The 22205-nt window shown below is 72.5% G+C and carries 19 protein-coding genes and 3 pseudogenes; 8 read left to right on the top strand and 14 right to left on the bottom strand.

Annotated features, from left to right (window positions below):
- Window positions 1–686: 686 nt before the first annotated feature.
- A pseudogene (locus ACFZCP_RS43955) lies at window positions 687–971 on the top strand (MFS transporter); the annotation flags it as partial.
- On the opposite strand, the gene ACFZCP_RS43950 reads toward ACFZCP_RS43955, so the two are convergent.
- The 5 genes from ACFZCP_RS43950 to ACFZCP_RS43930 all read right to left on the bottom strand — a co-directional run bounded on the left by ACFZCP_RS43950 (window position 933) and on the right by ACFZCP_RS43930 (window position 5679).
- Complete coding sequence (locus tag ACFZCP_RS43950) at window positions 933–1778, bottom strand: fused MFS/spermidine synthase (RefSeq protein ID WP_391442363.1); 846 nt, start codon at window positions 1776–1778, stop codon at window positions 933–935. The pseudogene ACFZCP_RS43955 and the gene ACFZCP_RS43950 sit on opposite strands and share 39 nt — an antisense overlap.
- A gap of 160 nt (window positions 1779–1938) precedes the next feature.
- Window positions 1939–3111: an elongation factor Tu gene (gene tuf / locus ACFZCP_RS43945; RefSeq protein WP_391442362.1), complete on the bottom strand. Its 1173-nt coding sequence runs from the start codon at window positions 3109–3111 to the stop codon at window positions 1939–1941.
- Window positions 3112–3378: 267 nt separating this feature from the next.
- Window positions 3379–4101 carry a DNA alkylation repair protein gene (locus ACFZCP_RS43940; RefSeq protein ID WP_391442361.1) on the bottom strand — a complete coding sequence of 241 codons (723 nt, stop codon included), beginning with the start codon at window positions 4099–4101 and terminating at the stop codon, window positions 3379–3381.
- A 136-nt stretch (window positions 4102–4237) separates the two neighbouring features.
- Entirely contained in the window at window positions 4238–4417 is a 180-nt protein-coding gene (locus ACFZCP_RS43935; RefSeq protein WP_391442360.1) for a hypothetical protein, read from the bottom strand.
- A 386-nt stretch (window positions 4418–4803) separates the two neighbouring features.
- Window positions 4804–5679, bottom strand: coding sequence for an undecaprenyl-diphosphate phosphatase (locus tag ACFZCP_RS43930; protein ID WP_391442359.1), 876 nt, complete (start codon window positions 5677–5679; stop codon window positions 4804–4806).
- 446 nt (window positions 5680–6125) lie between these two features.
- Between ACFZCP_RS43930 and ACFZCP_RS43925 the strand changes: the two are divergent.
- Window positions 6126–6981 (top strand): annotated as a pseudogene (locus ACFZCP_RS43925) (PmoA family protein).
- 224 nt (window positions 6982–7205) lie between these two features.
- Here the strand turns inward: ACFZCP_RS43925 and ACFZCP_RS43920 are convergent.
- Window positions 7206–7962, bottom strand: a pseudogene (locus tag ACFZCP_RS43920) (sigma factor-like helix-turn-helix DNA-binding protein); the annotation flags it as partial.
- 16 nt (window positions 7963–7978) lie between these two features.
- Window positions 7979–8449, bottom strand: a complete 471-nt coding sequence (locus ACFZCP_RS43915; RefSeq protein WP_391442358.1) for a winged helix-turn-helix transcriptional regulator — start codon at window positions 8447–8449, stop codon at window positions 7979–7981.
- 285 nt (window positions 8450–8734) lie between these two features.
- Between ACFZCP_RS43915 and ACFZCP_RS43910 the strand changes: the two genes are divergently transcribed.
- The gene (locus ACFZCP_RS43910; RefSeq protein ID WP_391442357.1) at window positions 8735–9904 is read left to right on the top strand and encodes an acetyl-CoA C-acyltransferase; all 1170 of its coding nucleotides are present in this window, start codon (window positions 8735–8737) and stop codon (window positions 9902–9904) included.
- Between the two features lie 165 nt (window positions 9905–10069).
- On the opposite strand, the gene ACFZCP_RS43905 is transcribed toward ACFZCP_RS43910, so the two are convergent.
- Window positions 10070–10846, bottom strand: a complete 777-nt coding sequence (locus tag ACFZCP_RS43905; protein ID WP_391442356.1) for a VTT domain-containing protein — start codon at window positions 10844–10846, stop codon at window positions 10070–10072.
- A 378-nt stretch (window positions 10847–11224) separates the two neighbouring features.
- On the opposite strand from ACFZCP_RS43905, the gene ACFZCP_RS43900 reads away from it, so the two are divergent.
- The 3 genes from ACFZCP_RS43900 (at window position 11225) to lnt (ending at window position 14546) form a co-directional block, all read left to right on the top strand.
- Complete coding sequence (locus tag ACFZCP_RS43900) at window positions 11225–11956, top strand: alpha/beta hydrolase (protein WP_391442355.1); 732 nt, start codon at window positions 11225–11227, stop codon at window positions 11954–11956.
- A 455-nt stretch (window positions 11957–12411) separates the two neighbouring features.
- Window positions 12412–12894 (top strand): nuclear transport factor 2 family protein, encoded by a 483-nt coding sequence (locus tag ACFZCP_RS43895; RefSeq protein WP_391442354.1) that lies wholly within the window; start codon window positions 12412–12414, stop codon window positions 12892–12894.
- Window positions 12895–12977: 83 nt separating this feature from the next.
- Window positions 12978–14546, top strand: coding sequence for an apolipoprotein N-acyltransferase (gene lnt / locus ACFZCP_RS43890; RefSeq protein WP_391442353.1), 1569 nt, complete (start codon window positions 12978–12980; stop codon window positions 14544–14546).
- Here the strand turns inward: lnt and ACFZCP_RS43885 are convergent.
- The gene (locus tag ACFZCP_RS43885) at window positions 14470–15375 is read right to left on the bottom strand and encodes a Gfo/Idh/MocA family oxidoreductase (protein ID WP_391442352.1); all 906 of its coding nucleotides are present in this window, start codon (window positions 15373–15375) and stop codon (window positions 14470–14472) included. The genes lnt and ACFZCP_RS43885 overlap by 77 nt on opposite strands.
- Before the next feature lie 10 nt (window positions 15376–15385).
- Entirely contained in the window at window positions 15386–16588 is a 1203-nt protein-coding gene (locus ACFZCP_RS43880; RefSeq protein WP_391442351.1) for an FAD-dependent monooxygenase, read from the bottom strand.
- Between the two features lie 84 nt (window positions 16589–16672).
- Here ACFZCP_RS43880 and ACFZCP_RS43875 point away from each other — a divergent pair, with 84 nt between their 5' ends.
- On the top strand, window positions 16673–17263 hold the full coding sequence (locus ACFZCP_RS43875; RefSeq protein ID WP_391442350.1) for a TetR/AcrR family transcriptional regulator: 591 nt from the start codon (window positions 16673–16675) through the stop codon (window positions 17261–17263).
- Window positions 17264–17648: 385 nt separating this feature from the next.
- Window positions 17649–18164 (top strand): hypothetical protein, encoded by a 516-nt coding sequence (locus tag ACFZCP_RS43870; protein ID WP_391442349.1) that lies wholly within the window; start codon window positions 17649–17651, stop codon window positions 18162–18164.
- Between the two features lie 22 nt (window positions 18165–18186).
- On the opposite strand, the gene ACFZCP_RS43865 is transcribed toward ACFZCP_RS43870, so the two are convergent.
- From ACFZCP_RS43865 to ACFZCP_RS43850, 4 genes are all read right to left on the bottom strand, one after another.
- On the bottom strand, window positions 18187–18708 hold the full coding sequence (locus tag ACFZCP_RS43865; RefSeq protein ID WP_362694773.1) for a hypothetical protein: 522 nt from the start codon (window positions 18706–18708) through the stop codon (window positions 18187–18189).
- Between the two features lie 154 nt (window positions 18709–18862).
- On the bottom strand, window positions 18863–19546 hold the full coding sequence (locus ACFZCP_RS43860) for a uracil-DNA glycosylase (RefSeq protein WP_362694770.1): 684 nt from the start codon (window positions 19544–19546) through the stop codon (window positions 18863–18865).
- Window positions 19547–19628: 82 nt separating this feature from the next.
- A complete protein-coding gene (locus ACFZCP_RS43855) occupies window positions 19629–21206 on the bottom strand; it encodes an ABC transporter substrate-binding protein (protein ID WP_391442348.1) in 1578 nt (525 codons plus the stop codon).
- A gap of 202 nt (window positions 21207–21408) precedes the next feature.
- A complete protein-coding gene (locus tag ACFZCP_RS43850) occupies window positions 21409–22173 on the bottom strand; it encodes a glucose 1-dehydrogenase (RefSeq protein WP_391442347.1) in 765 nt (254 codons plus the stop codon).
- Between the last annotated feature and the right edge of the window lie 32 nt (window positions 22174–22205).

Below are 22205 nucleotides of genomic sequence, written 5' to 3'. Positions count from 1 at the left end.
CGGGTTGCGGGTGTGAGGCGGCTTGCGGGGGGTCCGTAGACCACCGCGCCTGCGGCACGGTTCGTTTGGGGGGGGCCCCCCCCCCCCCCCCCGGGGGGGGGGGGGGGGGGGCGCGCCCCCCCCCCCCCCCCCCCCCCCCCCCCCCCCCCCCCCCCCCCACGCCCGGCGGAGCGGAGCGCAGCCGGGTGCCTTGATGACGTAGAGCGACTTGTAACTCAACCGCGTGAAGCACCCACAGCGGCAAGCCTGTGGGCTCACGCACCACTAAACGCCAACGAGCCCCTCTTCCCAGTCGGGAGAGGGGCTCGCGGAGCCAGACAGTCACCTGTACGGACCTCAGACCCACTGCACCTCGGAAACGATGTGCGGCGAAGCTTCAGGAACCGGCAGCGGCGTCCGAGAGGGCGCCGGCGGCGCCGACGGGCGAGGGACCGAAGCGCCGACCGTAGCCAGCGCAGCAGCCACCTCGTCCTCGCTCACAGCCGCCAGCGCCTCAATCACCCGATCGAGTGCTTCGCTCACCTCAGTGCGAGTGACCACTCGAAGCGGGCGCCTGACCTGCGTTCTTGACCGTCAGAGGAAGCAACTTCTTGCCGGTCGGGCCGATTTGTATCCGAGTGTCCATCTGGGGTCAGACGGCGTAGTGGAAGGCCAGGTACCGATGGCTTCATTCGCCAAGGCGTTGAGCGCTGCACCAGGAGATCCCCGAGGACAAGCTCTCCCGGGTCTCGGCGTACGACTGGTTCGGCTCGGTCTCCCTCCTGCCGCTGGCGACCGCCCTCGCCGGCCCCGCCGAGACCGCGTTCGGCCGCGCGTCCGCCCTGTGGGGCTGTGCGGGCCTGGTCGTCCTGGTCACCGCACTGGTCCTGCTGGTCCCGGACGTCCGCAACCTGACTCGTCGCAGCGGGCGCACGACCACCGGCCGGCTCCCCTCAGCCGATGCCGAAAGCCCCGTCGGGGGGCTCGGGTGAGGGCACGGCGTCGCTGTCGTCGACCGGCCGGGCGGCGCCGATGAAGGTCCTGAGCGCAGGACCGTGTTCGACCCGGGCGGGGAAGGCGTCGGCCGCGGTACGGCGGGCGAGCGCGGCGGTGTCGATCTCCCGGTGCGAGGCGACGAGCACCGCGTTGCCGAACCGCCGTCCGCGCAGCACGCCCGGCTCGGCGATCAGTACCGGCTCCTCGAACACGGCCGCGAGATTGGCCAGTTGGGAGCGCAGGAAGGCGAACGGCGCCGCGTCGGCGAGGTTGGCCAGATAGACCCCGCCGGGCCGCAGCACACGCTCGGCCTCGCGGGCACAGGCGAGCGAGGTGAGGTGGGCCGGGACGCGCGAGCCGCCGAACACGTCGGCGATCAGCACGTCGGCCGAGTCGTCCGGGGCGGCCTCCAGCCAGGCCCGGGCGTCGGCCGCATGCAGCGCGACACCCGAGCCCGCCGGGAGCGGCAGATGCTCGACGACCAGCTCCAGCAGGGCCCGGTCGACCTCGACCACGTCCTGCCGGGACCCGGGCCGGGTCGCGGCAAGGTAGCGGGGAAGCGTGAGCGCTCCCCCGCCCAGGTGCACCGCGTCCAGCGCCCGCCCGGCCTCGGCCACCGTGTCGAGCACGTACCCGAGGCGCCGCGTGTACTCGAACTCCAGATACCCGGGATCGTCCAGATCGACGTACGACTGCGGCGCCCCGTCGACGGTGAGCAGCCAGGCCCGCTCCCGGTCGACGTCGGGCATCAGCTTGGCGGTGCCGTGATCGACGGCCCGGCTCACGGGTATGGCTTCACTCACGCATCCATTGTCACCGGTACGGGAGGGCACCGGGCGCGGGAACCGGCCCTGGGGGCGCGGGGCCGCATCGGTGTGCGGCCCCGCCACGCGGACGTGACGGGCCGCGACCGACCCGCAGTACCCCGACCCTCAGTTCCTGCGCCCCGCACCCCCTCGGCCCTTACGGGCCGACGGAGACGATCGTCCCCGCACCCACGGTCCGGCCGCCCTCACGGATGGCGAACCCGAGCCCGGGCTCCAACGGCACGTCCCGCCCCAGTTCCACGGCCATGGTCACCGTGTCGCCCGGCCGGGCCACCGCCGTCTCCCCGAGGTCGACGTCCCCGACCACGTCCGCCGTACGGATGTAGAACTGCGGCCGGTACCCGGTGGACACCGGCGTCGTACGACCGCCCTCCCGCGCGGAGAGGACGTACACCTGCGCGGTGAACCGCCGGCCGGGCGTCACACTGCCGGGCGCGGCCACCACATGCCCGCGGCGGACCCCGTCCCTCGGGACTCCTCTCAGCAGCAGGGCCACGTTGTCCCCGGCCTGCGCCTCCTCCATCGGCTTGCCGAAGGTCTCGACGCCGGTCACGACGGTCTCGACGTCCGATCCGAGCACCTCGACCCGGTCACCGACCCGCACCGAGCCGCGTTCGACGGCGCCCGTGACGACCGTCCCCCGCCCGGTGATGGTGAGCACGTTCTCCACCGACAGCAGGAACGGCGCGTCCAGATACCGCTCGGGCATGGGCACATAGGTGTCGACCGCGTCGAGCAGCGCCTCGACCGACGCCGTCCAGCGCGGGTCGCCCTCCAGGGCCTTCAGCCCGGAGACGCGTACGACGGGTACGGCGTCGCCCGGATACCCCTGCGCGGTGAGCAGTTCGCGGACCTCCAGCTCGACCAGGTCGGTCAGCTCCTCGTCGCCCGCGTCGGCCTTGTTGAGGGCGACGACGACGTGGTCGACGCCCACCTGCCGGGCGAGCAGCACGTGCTCGGCGGTCTGCGGCATGATCCCGTCGAGCGCGGAGACGACGAGGATCGCCCCGTCGAGCTGCGCGGCGCCGGTGACCATGTTCTTGACGTAGTCGGCGTGGCCCGGCATGTCCACGTGCGCGTAGTGCCGGGTGTCGGTCTCGTACTCGACGTGCGCGATGTTGATGGTGATGCCGCGGGCGGCCTCCTCCGGGGCCCGGTCGATGCGGTCGAACGGGACGAAGGTGCCGGTGCCGCGCTCGGCCAGGACCTTGGTGATCGCGGCGGTCAGGGTGGTCTTGCCGTGGTCGACGTGGCCCATCGTGCCGATGTTCAGGTGCGGCTTGGTGCGCACGTATGCCGTTTTGGACATGGCTGTACCTCGAAGCCTCTCAGCCGTGAAAGGAATGCGGGACCCCGAGGACAGGCCGACCCTCCCCCTGCGGGGTCCGCCGGACGATCCGGAGAGGGTCAGCTTCGGGCGCCGTCGACAGCTGCCACGAGGATCGGGACGGCAGCCTTCGGGGCACCCGCGACTGCGGATGCTGCGAGGAGGAAGGCGTACCGGAACATGTCGACGATCATCGCCGACGGTTTGTCCGGCGTCGAATGGTTTTTCGCCTGCACGTGTGGCGGGCCGTCAGGGCCCGATGTTCTTCAGCGCCTCACGGACCGTCAGCGGGGCGAACCGGCCGCGCTCGCGCGCCAGGAAGTCCCGCACGGCCCCGGGATCGGTCTTGGCGTACTCGCGCAGGGACCAGCCGATGGCCTTGCGGATGAAGAAGTCGGGGTGCCCGGACTGGAGCAGGCAGTAGCCGAACAGCCGCTCAGTGTCGGTGCGTTCCTTGTAGCGGAGCTGGTGCAGCAGGGCCGTGCGCGCCACCCAGAGGTCGTCGTCCGTGATCCAGGCGTCCATGTCGGCCGTGAGCGCGGGGTCTGCCGCGACCAGGGCTCCGACGACGTGCGCGGCGAGCAGGTCGACGGTGTCCCACCAGGGCACGGTGGTGACGAGGTGGCGGACGACGGGCAGGAACGCGGAGGAGCAGCGGGCCGCGTGCCAGCGCAGGTAGTCCACCGCAAAGTAGTGGTACTCGCGCTCGGGCAGCCGCCAGCAGCGCAGGGCGATCGCGGTGCAGTCGGCCTCGGCGGGGCGGGCCGTGCCGGTCAGGACCGTGCGCGACAGGGCGCGGCGGTCCGGGGTGGGAATGCCGAGGAAGGGCGCCACGTCCTTCATGTACGCCCGCATCGAGAGGGCACGCCCGGGATCGGCCGCGGCTGTGTACACGGAGGTCAGCCGTTCCAGAACGGCATCGGCGAGAGCGCTGCGCGGCACGTCCGGCGGGGCCGCACCTGTGACGGTCATGAGACGAACCATACGGCGATCACACACGATCGCCCGGCCGTTGTCTCCGCAACCACGTCGTGGGACCGCGTCGTCGGACGGCGTCGTGGCCGGGCTCGGACGGCTTCTCCCGGGGACCGGACACCGCACCCCGGGCTCAGGCAGCCTCGATGACCGTCCCGCGGATGGCCTGCGCCCACTCGACCACCAACAGCTCGTACTCCTCGCGTTCCTGGGCCGACAGGGTGCCGCCCGCACGCAGCCACAACGCCCGGATCTGCTCGTTCACCTCGGCAGCAGACCGCACGGAACCAGGGGGTAGGGACTCGGGGGACATGCGGAACAGCCTAGGGGCAAGCACTGACAGTGCGCTACCACACGGCTACTCAGAACGTATGGGGTTGGTCACCGCCGGAGGCCGCCGTGTCGGGCGGTCGGACCAGTCCAGGGTGCATATGCCCTGTGGGCATCCGGGCGCGGAAAGGCGCGTCCTCCGGTGAGGTACCGGGCCGGACAAGCCCGCAGACCCACCGGGAACCCACTGAATCCGCAGGCCACGGCCGCTTCGGCGCAGTCCGTGCGCGATACGCCGAGTCCCCCGGCCGGCTCTGTGCGTCCGGCGCCCGGGAGATGGCCGAAACGGCTGCAGGGGCCGGGAGCCGAGGAGCCCGGGCGCGTCCCGGTGACGGCCCGACTGGCGGGAGCGTGGCCGTCACGGCCGGGTCAGCTCGCCGACTCCGCCGCGTGCGGGCTCAGGACGCCTGCCGTGACCAGCGCGATGATGACGATGCCGAGGGCCACGCGGTACCAGACGAACGGCATGAAGCTCTTGTTGGAGATCCACTTCATGAACCAGGCGATCACCGCGTATCCCGAGGCGAACGCGATCACGGTCGCGAACAGGGTCGGGCCCCAGTCCACATCGCCGCTGCCCACCGAGTCCTTCACCTCGAAGACACCGGACGCCAGGACCGCCGGAATGGCCAGCAGGAACGAGTAACGGGCCGCGGCCTCGCGCTTGTAGCCCATGAACAGGCCGCCGCTGATGGTGGCGCCGGAGCGCGAGACGCCCGGGATGAGGGCGCAGGCCTGGCACAGGCCGTAGACCAGGCCGTCCTTCACGCTGAGGTTCTCCAGCGTCTTGCGCTGCTGGGGCGCGCGGTGCCGGCCGCCGGTCTCGTCACGGGCCGCGAGCCGGTCCGCGATGCCGATCACCAGGCCGACGACGATGAGCATCGTGGCCGTGATCCTCAGATCGCGGAACGGCCCCTCGATCTGGTCCTTGAGCGTCACACCGAGCACACCGATCGGGATCGAGCCGACGATCACCAGCCAGCCCATCTGCGCGTCGTGGTCCTGCCGCTTCGTCCTGTCGGACAGGGACCGGAACCAGGCCGTGACGATCCGCCCGATGTCCTTGCGGAAGTAGATGAGGACCGCCGTCTCCGTGCCGATCTGGGTGATCGCGGTGAAGGCCGCTCCGGGGTCCTTCCAGCCCGAGAAGGCGGCGGTCAGCCGCAGGTGGGCGCTGGAGGAGACGGGGAGGAACTCGGTCAGCCCCTGGACGAGTCCGAGGACGAGCGATTCAAACCAAGACATGAAGGTACGACGTCCAAGTGCTGATGGGATACGTGGTGATCATGTGATGAGTGCAGCGTATCGGGCTCCGGCGGCCGGCCGGGCACAGGGGTTGGGCGCCCGCGGCGTCACCGGGCGTTGCCCCGCCCCGCTCGGCACCTGCGGTGCAGCACGGGAGAAAGCGTTTGCGCCACGCGTCCCGCCGCGCCCACCGCCCTCCCCCGGGGGCTGCTGAACGCGCACCGGTCCGGGGCTGATCACCGCGCCGTACAAGGCGGCGTTCACCGACGCGACCGTACGGGCAGGAAAGATCGGGCCGGGCGACCCGTACCGCTCGCCCTGCGCGGGGACGCCCCCGGCCGGGCGCTCCGGGCGACGGAAGGGAGCCCGGCATGAACGACGGCCTGCGCTTGGTACACGTCCCGGGCGACCGGATCACGGTGATCGAACCGGCCACCGGCGTCGAGCTGTTCGCCTACGTCCGCCGCCCCGAGGCGGCCTGGGAGGCGCCCAAGCCGTATCTGCATCCGGTGCGGACCCTCGCCGGGGACGTCGTCACCGGCTACCGGCCCGACGACCACCGCTGGCACAAGGGCCTGTCGCTGACCGCCTCGCATCTGTCCGGAGCGAACCTGTGGGGCGGCAACACATACGTTCACGGAAAGGGATATCTCGAACTCCCAGAGCGTGTCGGCTCGATGGCCCACGTCGGCTTCGACGAGATCTCCGCGGACGGGGAGCGGGCGGTCATCGCCGAGCGGCTGACGTGGCATCCGCACAGCGGCGAACTGTGGGCCGAGGAGGCCCGCCGCATCGAGGTGCACGACGTCGACCCGGCCTCCGGCTCCTGGGCGCTCACCTGGACGTCCGCGGTGACCAACCGGCGCAACGAGCCCCTGCGTTTCGGCAGTCCGACCACCGCGGGGCGGGAGGCGGCCGGCTACACGGGCCTGTTCTGGCGCGGCTCGCACGCGTTCCGTGGCGGCCGGATCATCGGCCCCGCCGGGGAGGGACCGGACCTGATGGGCACCCAGGCCCCGTGGCTCGCCCTCACCGGGGAGCACGACGGCGCCGACGGCCCCGCCACCGTCGTCATCGCGCACGCCCCGGAGAACGACCACACGGGCGTGCGGGGCGCCCACCCCGCCCACTGGTTCGTCCGCAACGACCCCTTCCGCGGGCATCGCCCCGTCCTGGGCCTTCCACGACGAGCTGGAGCTGGCCCCCGGCGACGCCCTCACCCGCCGCTACCGCGTCGTCGTGGCCGCGGGGGCCTGGCGGCGGGAGCAGATCGCCGCATACCTGGAGGCGCACCCGTGGTGAACGCGTACGGCGACCCGCCCGGCACGATCACCGTCTCGCACCGATGCGCCCACGACCGGTCAGCCGCCGACGACATGCACAGCGACGCTCCTCGTCCGCATCCGGCCCGCTCGGAGCGACAGACCGCGATCCGCCCGAGGTGCCCCACCATGTGGAGCAGGAGCCGATGACCCGCGTGCGCCGCGACGGCGAACGGGGTCTGGCCGTGCCCTGGCCGTGCCCCAGCCGTCCCGTGTCCACGGGCGGAGCTTCTCCGGGTTGCGGACCGCCCAGATGCGGGTGACGCGACCACCCGTGACGTCGAACGCGGCCACGGTCACGGTGACGCCGGCGCGCTGGGCGACCAGGCCGGGCATGCCGTTGACCGAACGCTCCAGGAGCGTCAGCCCCGGAGCCTTGTCGGCGATGTGGACCATGTACCGGGCGATGCGCTCGCCGCCCTCGACCGGCCGCAGCACGGCGGCGGCCAGGCCACCGCCGTCGGCGGTCATCACGGCGTCGGGGTCGAGGAGGCCGCCGAGGGCCTTGATGTCCTTGGCCTCCCACGCCTCCTTCACGTGCCGCACCACATCGGCCTGCCCGCCCGCCGCCGGGGTCACCGGGGCTCGCGCGTCCCCCCACCCGCCGCCGGGCCGAGGACGCCAGCTGCCGGCAGGCCGCCGGGGTCCGGCCGACGATGGCGGCGATCTCGGCGAAGGGGTACCGGAAGACGTCGTGCAGGACGAACGCCACCCGCTCGGCGGGCGTCATCGTCTCCAGGACGACGAGGAAGGCCATGGTCACCGACTCGTCCAGGGTGATCTGGTCGGCGGGGTCGGCGCCGCGCCCGTCGGCCCGCACCGCACGGTCGGGCATCGGCTCCGGCAGCCACGCGTCGACGTAGCGCTCGCGCCGGGCCCGCGCCGAGCCGAGCAGGTCCAGGCAGATGCGGCCGGCCACCGTCGTCAGCCACGCGCCGGGAGACACGACGGCCTCCCGCCGGTGCGGCCGTGCCCGACTACGCGGCCGTCGGGCCCGCGACCGTCCAGCCCGGGGCCTGCGGGTGGGCCGTCAGGTCCTCGTGGCGCACGGGCTCGCCGCAGGCCCGGCAGGTGACCTGCGGGACGAGTTCACTGCCGCAGCTGTGCTCGATGACCATGGGAAGGTCGGCGCCCTTGCGGAGGTGGCGGTCGCCCCATTCCTTGAGCGTCATCAGGAGCGGCTCCAGCTCCAGACCCGCCGGTGTGGGCCGGTACTCGTAACGCTGCGGGCGCTCGTTGTAGGCGTGCTTGGTGAGGATCCCGGCGTCCAGGAGCCGGCGCAGCCGGGTGGCCAGGACGTCGCGCGGGGCGCCGATGTTGCGCACCAGTTGGTCGAAGCGGCCGTTGCCCAGGCACACCTCCCGCAGGACGAGCAGGGAGTACTTCTCGCCGACCAGGGCGAGGGCGTCGGCGATGGAGCAGGGGCGCGGGTCTTTCGTGGCGGCCATGACCGCCAGTCTAGGAGCCTGGCCGATTGATCGGAGGAGGTCAGGCAGGGGGTCAGGCCTCAGGGTCCAGGTCGGGGCGAGCCAGGGGCCAGGCATAGGGGGCTGGGCGGCGGACGAGGCAGGGGACGAGCAGGGAACGGAAACCCGGAGTGGGTTTGATTTTCCAACTCTACGAGTTATCGTGAGTTTGGAATTCCTACTCACCGGTAGCAACCCGCTCGCTCCACACCTGGCCCCTTTCGTGTCCTGCGCGCGGGTAGCCAGGCGGCCAAGGAGGCCCGCACCATGCGCGACGCAGTCATCGTCGAAGCCGTACGCACCCCCATCGGCAAGGGCAAGCCGAACGGGGCCCTGGCCCACGTCCACCCCGTGCAGCTCCTCGCCCACACCCTGCGCACCCTGGTCGAGCGTTCCGGCGTCGACCCCGCGCTGATCGACGACGTGATCGGCGGCACCGTCGACCAGGTCGGCGAGCAGGCCATGAACACCACCCGCTACGCCGTCCTCGCGGCCGGCCTGCCCGAGACGGTCCCGGCGACCACGGTGGACCGCCAGTGCGGCTCCTCCCAGCAGGCCGTGCACTTCGCCGCGCAGGGCGTGATCTCGGGCGCGTACGACCTGGTCGTCGCGTGCGGGGTGGAGTCGATGAGCCGGGTGCCGATGTGGTCGAACGTGCCTGCCGGGAAGGACCCGTTCGGCCCGGGCGTCGCCGAGCGCTACCCGGAGGGTCTGGTTCCGCAGGGCATCAGCGCGGAACTCATCGCCGCCAAGTGGTCCCTCACCCGGGCGCGGATGGACGAGTTCGCCGTCTCCTCGCACCACAAGGCCGCCGCCGCGTGGCAGGCGGGGCTCTTCGACGCCGAGGTCGCCCCGCTGGACGGCGTCGCCCGCGACGAGAGCGTACGGCCCGGCAGCAGCACGGAGATCCTCGCAGGCCTCAAGCCCGCCTACCACGACCCCGGCTTCGCCGAGCGCTTCCCGCAGATCGAGTGGAACGTCACCGCGGGCAACGCCAGCCCGGTCAACGACGGCGCCTCCGCCGTGCTGATCACCTCCAGCGAGACCGCGGCCCGGCTCGGCCTGCGCCCGATCGCCCGCCTGCACAGTTTCGCCGTCACCGGCTCCGACCCGCTGTTGATGCTCACCGGCGTGATACCGGCGACGGAGAAGGTCCTGCGCCGGGCGGGACTGGCCCTCGACGACATCGACCTGTTCGAGGTCAACGAGGCGTTCTCCAGCGTGGTCCTCGCCTGGCAGCAGGAGACCGGCGCCGACCTCGCCAAGGTCAATGTGCACGGCGGCGCCATCGCCCTCGGCCATCCGCTGGGCGCGAGCGGCACCCGGCTGACCACCACCCTCGTCCACGCGATGCGCGAGCGCGGCGCCCGCTACGCCCTGCAGACCATGTGCGAGGCGGGCGGACTCGCCAACGCGATGATCCTGGAAGGCGTCTGACGGATCACCGGCCGACCGGGCGGTCAGGCCGACCAGCCGACACGGCCGGTCGGCCCAGCACCTCCCCTCAGCCCGACACGGCCGGTAAGCCCAGCACGGCCGATCAACGGGACAGGGCCGATCAACCCAGGACGGCCATCAGCCCGACACAGCCCAGCGGGCCGGTCACTTGCCGCGCAGGTGGTGGCGCTTGCGCCAGGCCACCACCGTGCCCGCCAGCGCCGGCAGGGCGATGGCGGCCATCGCGATCAGGAAGGCGGGCGAGGTCGGCGCCGAGGCACGGGCGCCGGCGACCGCGTAGGCGGCCGTGTTCGGGATCGAGCCGACCGCGGTGGCCAGCAGGAACGGCATCCAGCCCATGCGGGAGACGGCGGCGCAGTAGTTCGCCGCCCAGAACGGCACCCCAGGGAAGAGCCGGGCCGCCAGCATCGAGCGGAACCCGTGCCGGCTCAGCTGCCCGTCCGCCGCCTTCAGCCAGCGCCCGCGCAGCAGCGGGCGCAACGCGTCCTGCCCGAGCGCCCGGCCGAGACCGAAGGCCACCGCGGCCCCGAGCACCGTGCCCGCCAGCGCCGTCCCCAGGCCGAGCTGGGAGCCGAACAGCGCGCCCGCCGCCAGGTTCAGCAGCGGGCGCGGCACGAAGGCCACCGTGCACAGCCCGTAGGCCGCCGCGAACACGACCGCCGCCGCGGCCCCGCCGAGCTGCGGCGGCCAGCCGTGCGTCAACAGCCGCTGCGGCTCGAACAGCAGCACACAGGTCGCAGCGCCCGCGAGCAGCGTGAGCAGCAGCGACAGCCGCGCGTACGGCGACAGCACCGCGTGCCTGCAGCGGGCGGCGAGACCCGCGCGCGGCAGCGCCTGAAGTGCGGCCGCGGGGACGGCAAGCTCCGTGGCGGCGGCCCGGGCAGAGGCCGTGGCGGTGCCGGAGCGGTCGGCATCGAGCATCCGGCGACCTTAGCCGACCGGCGTGTGTGATCGCCGTATGGTGCGCCTCATAGCCCTGATGGGCACGGGAACACCGCCCGCGACACCCCGTTGTCCGACCGGGGGCGAGCGCCGACACCCGACAGTCCGACCGGGATCGGCCTGCGACACCCCACGGCCCGACCGGGATCGACCTGCGACACCCCGTTGTCCTACTGGGGGTCGGCCCGCGCCCGCGCCCGCGGAGCAACGATCGCCTTCCCGACGGGAGCAGCAACGATCTTCCTCTGGACGGAAGCGGGGGTGGGCAGCCCGACCGATAGGGTCATGGCAAGGGTGGATCGCGCCGGGCAGGCGGGCAGAACGGGGTGGGTGGGGTTGACCGCGGATATCGCTGTCGTGAGCGGACTCGTCTATGGGACCGCCGGACAGCGTCTGGACGTGTACCGGCCGGGGACCGCTTCGGAGGCTTCGCCCGTGGTGCTGCTCTGGCACGGGAGAGGTCCCGATGAGCGCGACGTGCTCGCGCCGCTCGCCAGGGCCGCCGCCTGCCTCGGCATCACCTGCTTCGTTCCGGACTGGCGGCCGGACGCCCCCGACGGCGGGCGCACCCACCTGCGCGAGTCCGCCTTGTTCGTCCGGGAGCACGCCTCCGACTTCGGCGGGGACACGGAACGGATCGTGCTCGCCGGCTGGTCGCTGGGCGGCAAGGCCGCGGTGGCTGCCGCCCTGGACCCCGGCGCACTCGACGGCTGGCGGCCCCGCGCCGTCGTAGGCATCGCCGGCGGATACACCCGCCCGGAACCGCTGACGGGCCGCGCCCCGCTCGACGACCTGACGGGGCTCGGGCAACTGCCGCCCGCTCTCCCTGTCCGGCTGATCCACGGCACCGCCGATCCGGTCGTGGACGCCGGACAGTCCCGGCGGCTCCGCACGGCTCTTGAGCAACGGGGCTGGCCGGCCTCGCTCCACGAGCCCGACACCGACCACGCCGGCGTGATCATGACCGAGTTCGACCCCGCGCACGGCCGCTGCCGCCCCAGCCTCGCCGACCACGCGGTACGGGGCGGAACCCTGACGGTTCAACTCCTCGCCCGCGCCGCGGACTTCGCACCGGACAGACATTCTTGACGCGGTGGTCCTGAGCGCCCGGGGTGTCCTGGGTCCCCGCGCCGGCACGCGCTGCGACCGACCCTGCCTACGGGTTGCTGTCGTCCGACCACGGGTTGCGTCGTCCGACCACGGACTGCTCTCCTCGGTATCCGGGTTGCTGCCACCCATCTGTCGGTTCCCCTTCTCCCCTCCACTGGCTGCACCCGTCCCTCCACGGTTGCTGCCGCCTGTGCGCGGGTTGCTGTCGCCTGTCCGCGAGCTGTCGTCGTCCTCGGCAGTGGAAACGGCAGTGGAAGCGGCAGCGCCAGCGGGCGCGATTCGCGTGGGCGAGACCTGCGTGGGCGAGGCTCGCGAGGGCGAGACTTGCGCGGGCGAGACATGCGAGCGCGGGTTCGGGTGACCGGTCCCTCCTGCATCACCGAATATCCGGCGTGCCTCTTGGCACCCGTCCCCCGGTGTCCAAGACTGTGCCGATGACGCAGCGTGTGGAGCTCGCGACCGTAATGGACCGGCTGGCCGTGGACGAGTTGGTCACCGAGTACGCCGGGGCGGTGGACGACGGTGACTGGTCCGCGTACAAAAGGCTGTTCACGGCCGACGGGCGGGCCGACTACCGTTCCGCCGGCGGCATCGAGGGCGAAGCCGGCCGGGTGGCGGGATGGCTCGCCGAGAGCCTGGAGCTGTTCGCGATGCGGCAGCATCTGATCGTCAACCGCCGGCTGCGTTTCGGGGTCCTGGACCACGACACCGGCGACACCGCCCGGGTGCGGGCCGACTACATCAACCCGATGCGCTTCGCGGGCGCCGGCGACCGCGGCGCCCCGGACCTGGTGTGCGGCGGCCGGTACGACTTCGGGCTGCTGCGCACTCCGGAGGGCTGGCGGTTGCGTGAGGTCGTGGTGCACGAGAAGTGGCGGCGGATGCCCGATCGCAGCCCGGCGGCCGTTCCCGACTGACCCGGCCGGGCAGCCCGATGCCCTCTGTCGGAGATCGCTCCGGACGCGCACACTGGAGTCAGCCCCGGGTAGGGAGACTCCGTATGAGGACGATCGACCGCTGGCTGACCTCACCCTGGCGGCGCTCCTGCGTCGTCGCCCTCGCGGGCGCCCTGCCCGTGCTCGCGTTCCCGGCGCCCTCGCTGTGGTGGTTCGCCTACGTCGCGCTCGTGCCGTGGATCCTGCTGGCCCGCGCGGCACCGACCGGTCGCAGGGCCGCGTACGACGGCTGGTGCGGCGGCTTCGGGTTCATCGTGGCGGTGCACCACTGGCTGCTGCCGAGCCTGAACGTCTTCCTCTTCCTGATAGCCGGGCTGCTCGGCCTGCTCTGGATGCCCTGGGGCTGGCTGGTCCGCCGGTTCCTGGGCGGAGTTCCGTCGCCGGCACGGGGCGTTGCCGCGCTGCTGGTGCTGCCGTCGGCGTGGCTGGCGGTGGAGCTGGTCCGCTCCTGGCAGGGCCTCGGCGGCCCCTGGGGCATGCTCGGCTCCAGCCAGTGGCAGGTGGGCCCGGCGCTGCGGCTGGCGTCGGTGGGCGGGGTGTGGCTGCTCAGCTTCCTGGTGGTGGCCGTGAACGTGGCCGCGGCGGTGCTGATGTCCGTGCGCGAGGCCCGGGTGCCGGCGCTGGCCTCGCTGCTCGCCACAGCCGCGGCGACCTCGGCGGCCTGGGCATGGGCGCCCCGTCCTGACGTCGACGGCCGGACGCGCATCGCCGTCGTCCAGCCGGGCATCGTGGACGGGCACGACAGCCCCGACAAGCGGTTCGACCGCGAGGAACAGCTGACCCGCCCGCTCGCCGGGCAGGGTGTCGACCTCGTCGTGTGGGGCGAGTCCAGCGTCGGCTTCGATCTGAACGACCGGCCCGACCTGGCCCGCCGGATCGCCGCACTGTCCCGGCAGACCGGCGCCGACGTACTGGTGAATGTGGACGCCCGCCGCTCCGACCGGCCCGGCATCTACAAGAGTTCGGTGCTCATCGGCCCGCACGGGCCGACCGGCGAGCGCTACGACAAGATGCGGCTCATCCCGTTCGGCGAGTACATCCCGGCCCGCTCGCTGCTGGGCTGGGCCACCTCGGTCGGCAGGGCGGCCGGCGAGGACCGGCGGCGCGGCACCGAGCAGGTCGTGATGAACGTCGGGCACGGGCTGCGCGTCGGCCCTCTGGTGTGTTTCGAGACCGCGTTCCCCGACATGAGCCGCCATCTCGCCGAGGACGGCGCGGACATGCTCCTGGGCCAGTCCTCCACCTCGACGTTCCAGGGCAGCTGGGCCCCGGAGCAGCACGCCTCGCTGGCCGCGCTGCGCGCCGCCGAGACCGGCCGCCCGATGGTGCACGCGACGCTGACCGGCGTCTCCGCCGTCTACGGCCCGGACGGGCAGCGCCTCGGCCCGTGGCTCGGCACCGACGCGAGTACCGCCCATGTGTACGACGTGCCGCTGGCGCACGGCATCACCCCGTACGTCCGCTTCGGCGACTGGCCGGTGTACGGCGCCCTGCTGGTGCTGACCGCGCTGGGTGCGACCGAGGGACTGCGGGCGGTCAGGCCGCGCCGGGCGCAACCGCTCGTACCACCCGCTCGCACAGTTCATGGGTCGCCAGTGCGTCCCGGGCGCTGAGCACCTTGCCCGTGCGCACGGCGTCGAGGAAGGCGAGAACCGCCTGTTCGATGCCCCGCTGCCGGGCCACCGGCACCCAGTCGCCGCGCCGGCGCAGCGTCGGCTGCCCCTTGTGGTCGATCACCTCGGACAGGTTGAGCACCTGACGCTTGGTGTCCTGGCCGGAGACCTCCAGGATCTCCTCGGCCGAGCCGCTGAGCCGGTTCATCACGCCGAGCGCGGTGAAGCCCTCCCCGGCGAGCTGGAGCACGACGTGGTGGAGCAGGCCGCCCTCGCTGCGGGCGCGCACGGTCACGTCGTCGACCGGGCCCGGCACCAGGAACCGCAGGGTGTCGACGACGTGGATGAAGTCGTCGAGGACCATCGAGCGCGGTTCCTCGGGCAGCCCGATCCGGTTCTTCTGCATGAGGATCAGCTCGCGCGGATGGTCCAGGCACTGCGTGTACGAGGGGGCGTAGCGCCGGTTGAAGCCGACGAAGAGCGAGACGCCGCGCCGCTCGGCGAGGTCCACGAGGCGTTCGGAGTCGGCGAGCCGGTAGGCGAGCGGCTTGTCGACGTACGTGGGGACGCCCGCATCGAGCAGCCGGGTGACGATCTCCGGGTGGACGGTGGTGGGTGCGTGCACGAAGGCCGCGTCGAGTCCCGCGTCGAGCAGGGAGTCCAGGCTCGTGTGCCGTCGGCCGGCAGGCAGGTGGAGCGAGTCGGCGACCCGGGCGAGGGTCTCGGGCGTGCGGGTCTGGAGGTGGAGTTCGGTCTCCGGCTGCGCACCCAGCACCGGCAGGTACGCCTTCTGCGCGATGTCCCCGAGTCCGATGCAGCCGACCTTCACGTGCTCTCCCCTACCGGTTTCCTGCGGGTGCCTTCCCGGAAGCATACGGGGGCCGCCAGTCGGCAATGCCGTCGAAACCGCGCAGGAACAGCGCCGGTCCGGCCTTGGACACCAGGGCGATCGCGGTGTTGCGCGCGGCGACGGCGGTGCGGCTGCCGGCCATGTTGAGGCGGGCCACCCCGACGGCCCGGCGGGCGATCGCGGTCGTACGGGGCAGGCGGGCGGCCGTGTAGGCGGCGAGGTGGTCGGGGACGGACGTCCCCGGGCCCGGCCGGGCGGTGAGGCCGAGGACGACGGCGTCCTCGATCGCCTGGTTGCCGCCCTGGCCCAGGGTCGGCGGCATGGCGTGGGCGGCGTCGCCGAGGAGGGCGACCCGGCCGCAGTGGTGGGCGGGCAGCGGCTCGGCGAGGTGGTGGACGTCGTGACGCAGGACGTCCTCGGGGCGTGCGGCGGCGATGACGGCGGGGACCGGGTCGTGCCAGTTGCCGAACCGGCGCCGCAGTTCGGCCCTCTCGTCGTCGGGGGCGTGCTCCCCGGCCGGGGCCGTGGCGGCCGCGTAGGCGTACACCCGGCCGTCCTTGAGCGGGTGTGTGCCCCAGATGCGGCCCCGGCCCCAGGTCTCGTGCGAGGCGAACTGCGCTCCGGGCACGGGGATCAGGACCCGCCAGGTGGTGAATCCGGCGTAGACGGGCCCGGGGTGGGCGGGGAAGAGCAGGCGGCGGACACGGGAGTTGACGCCGTCCGCGCCGACCACGAGGCCGGCCTCCAGTTCCTCGGCGCCGCAGCGCACCCGGGCCGGGCGGGTGGCGTCCCCGGGGTCGGTGAGGGTCGCGGCCGCCGCCGTGCGGATCGCGCCGGGCGGGAGCAGGGCCGCGAGGCGGTCGAGGAGGGTGGCGCGGGGCAGCAGGACGAGCGGACCGCCGAAGCGGGCGGCTGCGGCCTCGGCGTCGGAGCGGGACAGCCAGCGCCCGCCGGGGGTGCGCAGGCCTCCGTCGCCCTGCCAGGCGGCCAGGTCACGGATCTCGTCGCCGAGGCCCAGGACGTCCAGGGCGCGCAGGGCGTTGGGGGCGAGCGAGATGGCCGCGCCCACCGGCTCCAGCGCGGGGGCCCGTTCGAGGACGGTGACGTCCCAGCCGCCCTGATGCAGGGCCGCGGCGGCGGTCAGGCCTCCGATCCCGCCTCCGATGACGAACGCGTGTGCCGGCTGTGCCATGGCTCCTCCTGGATTCCCCACGGAACTACATCTGTAGTGCGCACGACCTTACTACAGCAGTAGTGCGGCGGGTAGGGTCGGTTCATGTCCGCACCCGCGCCCAGCGCCTCCCGCGCCGATCTCGTCGCCGACACCGCCCTCGCCCTGCTCGCCGAGCGCGGGATGCGTGGGCTGACCCACCGGGCGGTGGACGAAGCGGCCGGGCTGCCCCAGGGCTCGACGTCGAACCTGGCGCGCACCCGGCAGGCGCTGCTGGAACTCGCGGTACGGCGGCACGCCGAGCGGGAGGCGCGGGTGCTCGCGTTCGAGGAGTTGCCGGACCCGCACGGCGGGCTCGATGCGCTGGCCGAGGGACTCGCCCTGGCGGTCCACCGCTCCCTGACCCGGGGCCGTGACCTGCTGATCGCCCGCTACGAACTGGCCCTGGAGGCCACCCGCCGCCCTGAGCTGCGGGCTTTCTACGACGCGACCGGCGCCGTCTTCAAGGAGCAGCTGGCCGCGCTGCTCATCGCCGTCGGCTCGCCGGCCCCGGACCGGCACGTGCTGTCGCTGATCGCCTGGGCGGACGGGCTGATGTTCTCCTGCGCGGCCGGTTCCTTCAGCGCCGAGGTGCCGAGCCTGGAGGAGGTGCGCAGCGGGCTGCGGGAGCTGCTGACGGGGATGCTGGGCACCTGAGCGGCCTCCTGGTGACACCCGGCACGCCGTTGCGGGGAAGCGCGGGTGACCGGCAGGAGGCGTGCGGCACCTGGCGGACGGAGATCGGGGCGGCCCGGCGCAACGCCCCCGGGCTCGCGCTCGACGCCCTCTCCCGGGGCACGGGCCGGTTCACCGAGGAACCGTTCAGCCCCCGCCGGATCCGCACCCACACCGTCGGGGGGGTACGCGCGGCACAACGGCCACGCCGGTCTCGCCCGGGAGCGGATCGACGGCGCCACCGGCGACTGAACGTCATCCTCGGCACCGGAAGTCCCCTCTTACGGGGCACGAGATCACCCGTGCGGGGGCATCGGTCTCCGGCGTACGGTGCCAAGGCGGCTGCCGACCCAGCAGAGTTGCCCGGGTGTATCGAACGACGACCGCCGCAGCGCTTCTGGTCACCGTGGCCGTCTCGGCCCTCGCCGGCTGTGTGACGGTACAGCGCCCGCCGGCCCCCGGTCCCCCGCCGGACGGCGCCGCCTCGGAGCCGACGGCGCCACGGCCGGAGGGCAGTACGCGGCCGCGCGTGGTGCAGGCCCCCGTCCGGGAGGCACTGGAGATGGTCGGCCCGTCGCCGCGCCCCGGGCACACGGCACCGTCCGCACCGCACCGGGCGGCTCCGGTGGCACCGACGGCTCCGGCGCCACCGGCCGCACCGGCCACGCACCGCCCGCCGGCCCCGCCCGCCGACGTCCCCCATCACCCCCGGCCGCAGCCGGAACGCCCCGGCCGGCCGCGCGCCGACGTCCCGCACGCGCGCCCGCACACGCCGCCGCCGGCCGGGCAGGGCTCGGACGTGTGCGCCCTCGGCAAGGCGTACGGCGGCTGGCGGAAGGACAGCCCCGAGTCGGTGATCTGCGAGCGCACGTACGGCCATTGACCCGGCCGGGGGCGCATGCCCGTTACGGTGTGGGCCGCTGCCGCGGCGGTCCCCATCCGTCGCCGTCCGCGGCTCCGTCGTCCCCCAGCCGCAGCTCCAGACGGCTGATCGCCGCCCGTACACCGGTGCCGTACCCGTCGTAGGCGAGGACGTCGGCCGCGCGGCGGGCCCGGGTCAGGTGGATACGGGCGGCCTCGCAGCGGCCCAGCTTCAGATAGTCGGCGGCGAGATTGAGGTGCAGGGAGGGGTAGAAGCCGTGGACCGCCGACGGGCCCGGCCCGGACCGCCCGGCCGTCAGCTCCTCCGCCGCCGACAACGCCCTGAGATCCCAGGCCAGTTCGTCCGCCGGGTCGTCCTGGGTGTCGGCCAGGTAGTGGGCCAGGGTGCAGCGGTGCAGCGGGTCTCCCGCCTCGCCCATCTCGACCCACAGTTCCAGGAAGCGGCGCCGGGCCTCCTCGCGGTCACCGCCGTGATGCAGCATCACGACCTGCCCGATCCGCGTCAGCACGGCATCCGGCACCGCCTTCTCCTGTCGCTCCGCCACCGCGTCCTCCGGGCCGTCGTCGGCTTGCTCGTCAGCCGTCTGCCCCGACGCTAGCCGCACGTACCGGCAATCCCGGGCAGGCGGCCCCGTACGACACGGGGCCGCGCGGCCCCGATCCGCCGGTTCGGCCGTGCGTGCCGGGGACGCTCCCGGATCAGGCCAGGTTGGGGATCCGCCAGTCCACGGCGTCATGGCCCTGGAGGGCGATCGCCTCGTTGATCTGCGTGAACGGGCGCGAGCCGAAGAACTTCTTGGCGGACAGCGGCGAGGGGTGGGCGCCCTTGACCACGACATGTCGGCTCTCGTCGATCAGGGGGAGCTTCTTCTGCGCGTAGTTCCCCCACAGCACGAAGACCGCCGGGTCGGGCCTGGACGCCACCGCGCGGATGACGGCGTCGGTGAACTTCTCCCAGCCCTTGCCCTTGTGCGAGTTGGCCTCGCCGGCCCGGACGGTGAGGACCGCGTTGAGCAGCAGCACGCCCTGCTCGGCCCACGGCATCAGATAGCCGTTGTCCGGGACGGGCAGGCCCAGCTCCTCCTGCATCTCCTTGTAGATGTTCCTCAGGGAAGGCGGGGTCTTCACGCCCGGGCGGACGGAGAAGCACAGGCCGTGGCCCTGGCCCTCGCCGTGATAGGGGTCCTGGCCGAGGACGAGGACCTTGACCTTCTCGTACGGCGTCGCCTCCAGGGCGGCGAAGACCTCCTCGCGCGGCGGATAGACGGGACCCTTCGCCCGCTCCTCCTCGACGAACTCGGTCAGCTCCTTGAAGTAGGGCTGCTGCAGCTCGTCGCCCAGAACCCCGCGCCAGGACTCGGGCAGCATGGCGATGTCGGTCACGTCAACGTCCTCACGATGTGCGGTCACTTGCAGATCTCAGAACCTACAGGCGACCACTGACAACCGCTGCCGCGATCCCCGTTCACCAACTGGTCTTGCGGTGCAGCTCCCACATCATCATGATCGTCGACGGGTCGAGGGCCTGCTCGCCGCCCGAGATGTCGTCGCTGGCCGCCACGTACTGCCGGCCCTGCCACAGCGGGAGCAGCCGGGCGTCGTTCACCAGGATCTGCTGGGCCGACTCCAGGTCCTTGACCACCTTGGCGCGGTCGCTCTGGCTGCGCGAGCGGGGCAGCAGCACCGTGGTGATCTCCTTGGACGGGTACGGCGTGCCGAGCGCGTTCTTCTCGCCGACGAACGGCGCGATGAAGTTGTCCGCGTCGGGGAAGTCCGGGAACCAGCCGCGGCCGAACACCGGGTACTCGCCCTTCTGGTAGCCGACCACATAGGTCTTCCAGGGGCGGCTCTTGAGGGTGATCGTGAACAGGCCGGAGCCCTCCAGCTCCTGCTTCAGCTCCCGGAACATCAGCGCCGTCTCGGAGCCGTAGCGGTCCGTGGTGTACCAGAAGGTGAGCGGGATGCGCTTGGTGATGCCCGCGTCCGTGAGGATCTTGCGGGCCTTGGGGACGCTCGGGTCGCCGAAGTCGTCGAAGAACGAGGTGGTGTGGCCGGTGAGGCCCTTGGGGACCATGGAGTACAGCGGGTCCACGGTGTCCTTGTAGACCTTGTGCGTGATCGCGCCCCGGTCCACGATCTGGGCGATGGCCTTGCGGACGGCGGGCTGCTTGGCCCACGGGTCCTTGGGGTTGAACACCAGGTAGCTGATGTCCGTGCCCGCGCCGTCCACCAGCTGCAGGTCGGTGTTGCCGTGGCGCTGCAGGGCGAGGATGTCGTCGGCGGCCAGGCCGCGGTAGGTGACGTCGATCTTCTTGTCGCGCAGCGCCTTGACCATGGTGGACGAGTCCTGGAAGTAGCGGATGGTCACCGCGTCGTTCTGGCGCTGGGCGAAGCCCTCGTAGTGGTCGTTGCGGACCAGGACGGCCTGGTCGTCCTCCTGGTAGGACTGGAGCTTGTAGGGCCCGGAGCCGAAGACCTGGTCGTCCTTGCGCAGGGAGTTCGCCGGGTAGTCGTCCGGGTCGACGACCGACATGGCCGGGGTGGCCAGCACGAACGGGAAGGTGGCGTCGGACTGGTTGAGGTGGAAGACCACCTCACGGTCACCGACCGTCTCCACATGGTCCAGGCTGCCGAGCAGGCCGGCGGGTCCGCTGGGGGCGTTGATGGTGCGGATGCGGTCGATGGAGTACCGGACGGCCTTGGCGTCGAGCGGGTCGCCGTCGGCGAACTTCAGGCCCGCGCGCAGCTTGCAGCGGTAGGTGCGGCTGGCCGCGTCGGTGAAGGAGCAGTTCTCGGCGGCGTCGGGCTGGGGCGTGGTGGCACCGTTGGGATAGGCGAGGAGCGTCTGGTAGATGTTGCGGAACAGCTCCCAGGAGCCGTCCCAGGCGCCGGCCGGGTCCAGGGTGCTGGGCGCGCTGGTGGTGCCCACGACGATCGGCCCCTTGTTGCCGGAGTCGCCGCCGGAGAGCAGACCGCAGCCGGCCACCAGGGATATGGACGCGATCGCCGCGACTCTCCGCAGGAATCGGTTCCGCTTGAACACGCGCACGCTCCTCGATCTGCCATACCAAGGGTCGGCAGACCATACCGCAGCGTCTGGGCCTCTGAACCACCCCGGAGCAGGCCTTCTTGATCGAATGTGCTATGACGACGTTGTCATTCCACTATGCGGACCGTGCAACGCGTTTCGGGCGCCGTTCCGCTGGGAAACGACGCCCGAAAGAGACGACCGGAAAGCAGGGGGGTCAGGCGCCCACGCCGGCGTTGAGGAAGATGCCTCCGTCCACGACGAGCGTCTGGCCGGTGACCCAGTCGGACTGCTCGCTGGTGAGGAAGGCGGCCGCCCCGCCGATGTCGGAGGGCACGCCGAGCCGGGCGAGCGGGTAGGCGGCGGCCGCCTCCGCCTCCCGGCCCTCGTACAGGGCCTGCGCGAACTTGGTCTTCACGACGGCCGGCGCGATCGCGTTGACCCGCACCCGCGGCGCGAACTCGTGCGCCAGCTGCTGGGTCAGGTTGATCATCGCCGCCTTGCTGACGCCGTAAGCACCGATGAACGGCGAGGGCGCGAGGCCCGCGATCGAGGCGATGTTGACGATCGCGCCGCCGTTCTCCTTCTGCCAGGCGTGCCAGGTCTTCTGGGCGAAGCCCAGCGCCGAGATCACGTTCGTCTCGAACACCTTGCGCGCGACGTTCAGGTCGAGGTCGGCGATGGGCCCGAAGACCGGGTTGGTGCCGGCGTTGTTGATCAGGAAGTCGACGCGGCCGAAGGCCTCCATGGTGCGCTCGACGACCTCGGTCTGGTGGTCGAGGTCATGCGCCTTGCCCGCGACGGCGATGACCCGCTCGGCGCCGAGCTTCTCGACGGCCTCCTTCAGGGCGTCCTCGCCCCGGCCGGTGATGCACACGCGGTCGCCGCGGGCGACGAGCGCCTCGGCGACGCCGTAGCCGATGCCCCGGCTCGCGCCCGTGACCAGCGCGACCTTGCCGGACAGCTCCGGAAGTTCAGTCATGTCCGTGTTCCCCAATATCCCTTGGTCCCGGC

It is taken from the genome of Streptomyces sp. NPDC007971 (genome assembly GCF_042958635.1).
In the GTDB taxonomy this organism is placed as follows: Bacteria; Actinomycetota; Actinomycetes; order Streptomycetales; family Streptomycetaceae; genus Streptomyces.
Note: the sequence above shows the minus strand (reverse complement) of the source record. Positions and strands in the feature narration are given on the sequence as shown.